Here is a 5359-nt window from a genome sequence, read left to right as displayed (position 1 = left end):
GTGACCTTCTGCGACAGGTCGCCGTTCGCCACCGCCGTCGTCACCTGCGCGATGTCCCGCACCTGCGCCGTCAGGTTACGGAAGGCGCTGTTCACCGAGTCGGTGAGGTCCTTCCAGATCCCCGCCGCGCCCGGCACCTGCGCCTGGCCGCCGAGCACGCCCTCGGTGCCCACCTCGGAGGCGGCGCGGGTCACCTCGTCCGCGAACGTCCGCAGCGTCTCGGTCATCGCATTGATCGTCTCGGCGAGCTGGGCGACCTCGCCCCGGGCGTTCACCGTGATCTTCTGCGACAGGTCGCCGTTGGCGACGGCCGTCGTGACCTGGGCGATCTCCCGGACCTGGGAGGTCAGATTGCCCGCCATGGTGTTGACGGAGTCCGTCAGGTCCTTCCACACCCCGGCCACGCCCTGCACCCGGGCCTGCCCGCCGAGCTGGCCCTCGGTGCCGACCTCCCGGGCCACCCGGGTCACCTCGGACTGGAAGGAGGAGAGCTGGTCCACCATGGTGTTCACGGTGTTCTTCAGCTCCAGCATCTCGCCGGCCACATGGACGGTGACCTTCCGCGACAGGTCGCCCTTGGCGACCGCCGTCGTCACCAGGGCGATGTCCCGCACCTGCGCGGTGAGCCGGGAGGCCATGGTGTTGACCGAGTCCGTCAGGTCCTTCCACGAGCCGGACATGCCACGCACCCGGGCCTGCCCGCCGAGCTTCCCCTCGGTCCCGACCTCGCTGGCCACCCGCGTGACCTCGTCGGTGAACGCGGAGAGCTGGTCCACCAGCCCGTTGACGGTGCGCCCGACCTTCAGGAACTCGCCGCGCAGCGGCTGGGTCGCCCCCTGCGGGTTCTGCGTCCGCAGATCCATCCGCTGCTCGAGGTCGCCCTCCGCGACCGCCGTCAGCACCCGGCCCACCTCGGACACCGGGCGCACCAGATCGTCGACCAGGGCGTTCGACGCGTCGATGGCCGTCGCCCAGGCGCCCTCGCAGGCCCCGGTCTCCAGCCGTTCGGTCAGCTTGCCGTCCCGGCCGACCACCCGGCGCACCCGGGCGAGCTCACTCGTCAGATGGAGGTTCCGGTCGGACACCTCGTTGAAGACCGCCGCGATCTCGGCCATCGGGCCGTCCCCGGTCACGGTGAGCCGCCGCCGGAAATTGCCCTCCCGCATCGCCACCAGGGCGGACAGCAACCGGTTCAGGGCCGCGGCGTCGACTTCGACCGTCCCGTTCCTCCGGGAGCGCCCGCCTTTCGCGCGCGTGTTGCCGCCACGCGCCGCTGCGCCAGACTCCACCGTGTCCCTCCGTAGGGTCGACCGTCCTGGACCGGCCTCTCATCGAGCCTTCCCAGTGTTTCACCCTGCCCGAACCAGGCGATAACAGTTCGGCAGCATGGCATATCGCGGCCCGCCGGGCCGACGAGGGGGAAACACCCGTAACCGGCACCCGCGCACCCTGCGAACGTAAGTAACCTGGCATCCGGCTGTCCAACGGCGCGTATGACCGGGCGGGACGGCATGTGAGCACATCGGCAACGGAGGGGCGCTGCGGAATGCCAGAGCAGAGCGCCGAGCGGGGGCGAGCGGCGGCGGCCATCGGTGCGCAGCGCACTCATCCGGACACCGGCAGCGACCACACACCCATGGGGAGAAAAGTGATCACCGCACGAGCCGCGGCCACCTTCGAGCCGGTGGGGCGTTCCGTGGCGACCGCCCGCGGCTTCGTGCGCGACACCCTGCAGGGCTGGGGCCTCGGCGAGATCGTGGACGACGCGGTCGTCCTCACCAGCGAGCTGGTCACCAACGCCGTCGTGCACGCCGGCACCTCCGCCGAGGTCCTCTGCCTCCGCGAGGACGACGCCGTCCGCGTCGAGGTGGCCGACCGCTACCCGGAGCGCGAGCTGCCGGTCCACGAGAACGGCCTCCCGCCGGGCCATCTGGAACGCGAGGGCGGCCGGGGCCTGCTGCTCTGCGCCGCCCTCGCCTCCCGCTGGGGCGTCGACTACACCGCCGCAGACAAGCGCGTGTGGTTCCGGCTGCACCTCCCCGAGCGACCGGTGGGCACCCGCTCCGCCGGCCCGCCCCTCCCGGACACCGCGCTGCCCCTCGCGGCAGCGCGGGTGCACGTCGCGGTCGTGCAGGTCGACCGCGGCGGCGCGGTCTCTGCATGGAACGAGGACGCCGAGGAGCTCTTCGGCTATCCCCGCGACCAGGTGCTGGGCAAGCCCCTCACCGATCTCGCCGCCTGGCCGCACACCCCGGGCACCGGCACCGGCATCGCGGAGGCGCTGCGGCTCTCCCGCTGGGAGGGCTCCTACGGCATGCGGGACACCCACGGCCGTACGATCCCCGTCTACGCCTCCCACCTGCGGGTGCGGGACAGCGACGGCGAGCCCTCCACGGTCTGCCTGATGGTCCGTGACCACGAGCGGGCGGTCCTCCAGTCCCCGCACCGCAGCACCACCGCCGACTCCGGCACCCGCACCGACGGCACCGAGCGCACGGCAGCGGACCCCTTCGAGGTGTTCATCGGCTCCCCCGCCCCCGACGACCTCGACGGCCTCCTCCAGCGCACCGTCGAACGCGCCCGCGACATGCTGGACGGCGACGCCGCCTACCTGCTGCTCGCCACCGACGACGAGACGGAACTGGAGGTCCGCGCCTCCACCGGGTTGCCCTCCGCACGGCAGCGTTTCGCCCGCGTGCCCGTGGAGGCCGGCAGCGGGCGGTACGGCTCCGCGCGGATGCCCTCCGTCCACGAGGACCTCACCGTGGTCCCCGGTGCCGCACCCCTGCTGGAGGGCACCGGGATGCGTTCCGTCGTCACGGTGCCGCTCAAGGTGGAGGGGCGGCTCACCGGTTCGCTCGGCGTCGCCACCGAGGCCCCCGGGCGCTACACCAACGAGGAGGCCCTGCGGCTCCAGTTCGCCGCCGACCGGATCGCGCTCGCCGTCGAACGCGCCCGGCTGACCGAGCTGGAACGGCTGCGGCGCGGCTCCCTCTCCTTCCTGGTGGAGGCCTCGGACCTGCTGGCGGGCACCCTGGACCGGGACCAGACCCTGGCGCTGATGGCTCAGATGACGGTGCCCACGCTCGCCACCTGGTGCGCCGTCTACACCGTGGCGGACCAGGGCTCCGAGCCCACCCTCTCCTACGTGCTGCACGAGGACGAGGACCGCATCGACGGCCTCAAGGCGCTGCTCGCCCGCGTCGACCCGCCCGACCCGGTCCCCGCCCCCGGGGCCCGCGTGTGGACCGGCCCCACCGAGGCCGTACGGTCCCCCTCCGCGCAGGCCGCCGCGTCCTCCGGCGGCCTGCGACTCGCCACCGGCTCCGGGACGGCCGCGGCACTCGGCGGCGAGACCGTGGTGCTGCCGCTGGTCGCCCGTAACCGCGTCATCGGCATGCTCACCCTGGGCAAGCCCGCCGACGAGCGGTTCCGCCAGGAGATCCTGGAACTCGCCGAGGACCTGTCCCGCCGGGCCGCCCTGGCGCTGGACAACGCCCGGCTCTACTCCGAGCGCACGGCCATCAGCCAGTCGCTGCAGCGCAGCCTGCTGCCGCCGGAGCTGCCCGAGGTGCCCGGCGTCGAGGTGGAGGTCATCTACCGCGCGGCCGGCGAGGGCAACGAGGTCGGCGGCGACTTCTACGACCTCTTCCCCATCCGCGAGGGCGCGTACGGCTTCGCCATCGGCGACGTCTGCGGTACGGGCCCGGAGGCCGCAGCGGTGACCGGACTGGCCCGGCACGCCCTGCGCCTGCTGGCCCGCGAGGGCTTCGGCGGCCCCGCCGTGCTGGAGCGGCTCAACACCGCGATCCTCGACGAGGGCGCCCGCAGCCGCTTCCTGACGCTGCTGTACGGCGAGCTCTGGCCGCAGCAGGACGGCGGCGCGGAGCTGAAGGTGGTGTGCGCCGGGCATCCCCTGCCGCTGCGCCTGCGCCCGGACGGCTCGGTCGAGCCGGCCGCGGAGCCCCAGCCGCTGCTCGGCGTGATGGACGACCTGGAGCTGTACGAGCAGCGTGTCCTGCTCGACCCCGGAGACGTCCTGCTCTGTGTCACCGACGGGGTGACGGAGCGCCGGGAAGGCACCCGCATGCTGGGCGACGACGGACTCGCGCAGGCACTCTCCGCCTCCACGGGCCTCACCGCCGGGGCGGTCGCGGCCCGCATCATGCGCACCGTCGAGCGCTTCGCGAACTCGGTGCCCTCCGACGACATGGCCATCCTGGCGATGCGCGTCCCGGAGTGACCCCGGGGACCGCACATGCGAAGGGCCCCCGCCGGAGGCGGGGGCCCTTCGTCGCCGGAGCCCCAAAACGGAATCGAACCGTTGACCTTCTCCTTACCATGGAGACGCTCTGCCGACTGAGCTATTGGGGCGCGATCAGCGGTACTGATCCTACATGATCTCCGCGGGTGCTCACGACCCCGGGGACGTCGAGACACCCGGGGACGCGTCCCGGTCGGCGCCGGGCGACGCGGGCGGCCCGCAGCCGGCGTGGACCGGCTCAGCAGGCCGGCTCGAGAAGCAAGCCGCCCAGCGCGTTGCAGGCGGAGGCCACCCGGTGCAGCTCACGCTTCGTCAGGTGCGCGTCGACGGGCAGAGCCAGGCACTCGTCGGCGGCCCGCTCCGCCTCCGGCAGCCGTACGCCGGATCGGAACCCGGGCATCCGGTGTACCGGCACCTTCACCGGGACCCGGCAGGGCACCCCCCTGGCGCGCAAGGCCTGCCGGAACGCGTCCCGGTCGGGCCGGCCGTTGCCGGGCACGCGCACGACGTACTGCGTGTACCGATGCTCCACCCCGGGAGCCACCGGCGGCACCACGACGCCGCTGAGCCGGGCGTCGAGGTAGGCCGCGTGGCGCCGACGGTGCAGCACGTCCAGCGGCAGCGGCGTCGACGACCCCACCGGCGGCGCACCGATCTCGACGACCCGGACGGGAAGCCCGTCGAGCACTTCCCGGAGCCCGGAGACGTCCGCCGGGTGCCCGAAGAGGTGCACCGCCGCGACCGCCACGGTGCGTGCGGTCAGCACGTTCTTCACGTCGGCGGGGTCGAGGCAGAAGCTTCCGGGTTCGATGTCCGCAAACACGGGGCACGCCCCCAACCCCCGTACGGCCTCCGCCACTTCGGCACCGCCGAAGGCCGGCACGATCACCTCGCTGCCGCTCACGACTCCGGCGTCTCTGAGCTCTTTCGTCCCCATGCCGGGGATGTTCCCGGTACGACGTGAACACCGGATGACGGAACGCAGAAGGGCCGTGGTCCCCGATCCTACGATCGGGAACCACGGCCCTCTGCTCAAGAACTGTTCGGCGGCGTCCTACTCTCCCACACACTCCCGCATGCAGTACCATCGGCGCA

The 5359-nt window shown here is 72.9% G+C and carries 3 protein-coding genes and 1 tRNA gene; 1 reads left to right on the top strand and 3 read right to left on the bottom strand.

The genetic code is table 11. From position 1 onward, the window contains the following. On the bottom strand, window positions 1–1289 hold a 1289-nt coding region (locus HOY81_RS26580; protein ID WP_237323262.1), incomplete at its 3' end, for a HAMP domain-containing protein. A gap of 347 nt (window positions 1290–1636) precedes the next feature. Here HOY81_RS26580 and HOY81_RS26575 point away from each other — a divergent pair. Next, a complete protein-coding gene (locus HOY81_RS26575) occupies window positions 1637–4243 on the top strand; it encodes a SpoIIE family protein phosphatase (protein ID WP_237323263.1) in 2607 nt (868 codons plus the stop codon). 58 nt (window positions 4244–4301) lie between these two features. Here the strand turns inward: HOY81_RS26575 and HOY81_RS26570 are convergent. Together HOY81_RS26570 and HOY81_RS26565 are read right to left on the bottom strand one after the other, a co-directional pair. Further along, window positions 4302–4374, bottom strand: a tRNA-Thr gene (locus HOY81_RS26570). Between the two features lie 128 nt (window positions 4375–4502). Beyond that, window positions 4503–5201 carry a DegT/DnrJ/EryC1/StrS family aminotransferase gene (locus HOY81_RS26565; RefSeq protein ID WP_237323261.1) on the bottom strand — a complete coding sequence of 233 codons (699 nt, stop codon included), beginning with the start codon at window positions 5199–5201 and terminating at the stop codon, window positions 4503–4505. Window positions 5202–5359 lie beyond the last annotated feature (158 nt).

The sequence above is a fragment of the Streptomyces sp. JJ36 genome, assembly GCF_021696945.1.
GTDB lineage: Bacteria > Actinomycetota > Actinomycetes > Streptomycetales > Streptomycetaceae > Streptomyces.
Note: the sequence above shows the minus strand (reverse complement) of the source record. Positions and strands in the feature narration are given on the sequence as shown.

Bases quoted from the DNA above. Each gene is read 5' to 3' on its own strand.
- HOY81_RS26575 (WP_237323263.1), top strand. From the start codon at position 1,637: ATGGGGAGAAAAGTGATCACCGCACGAGCCGCGGCCACCTTCGAGCCG.
- HOY81_RS26565 (WP_237323261.1), bottom strand. From the start codon at position 5,201: ATGGGGACGAAAGAGCTCAGAGACGCCGGAGTCGTGAGCGGCAGCGAG.